We start from the raw sequence: 299 nt of genomic DNA, 5'->3' as shown, positions 1-299 counted from the left end.
TGTTCTTTGAAAACTAGATATCGACATCCAAACAAATGCAAGGCAGATAGAATTATCTAATCTGCGCCAAAGCAACAATCTTGATGTGTATGCATCATTAAGTTACGAGATGCGAGAAGTTCGAGGCGACAAAGTCTTGAAGGAGCGGAGTGTATTTCGATACATGAGCACCGGAAAGACGAAGTCAACGAAGAAATTCGACGTTGATCGTAAGTTATAAGGTTAAGCTAGAAAGGGCGCACGGTGGATGCCTTGGCACTAGGAGCCGAAGAAGGACGGGACGAACACCGATATGCCTC

1 rRNA gene is annotated in these 299 nt (G+C 44.8%); it reads left to right on the top strand.

Annotated elements, in window-relative coordinates:
* Nucleotides 1-220: 220 nt before the first annotated feature.
* A 23S ribosomal RNA gene (locus M3196_RS21840) occupies nucleotides 221-299 on the top strand; the annotation flags it as partial.

Origin of the sequence: Fictibacillus nanhaiensis (assembly GCF_023715445.1) — a bacterium.
GTDB classification, from domain to species: Bacteria; Bacillota; Bacilli; order Bacillales; family Fictibacillaceae; genus Fictibacillus; species Fictibacillus nanhaiensis_D.
The sequence above is the reverse complement of the archived record's forward strand: the minus strand, read 5'-3'. Positions and strand labels throughout refer to the sequence as shown.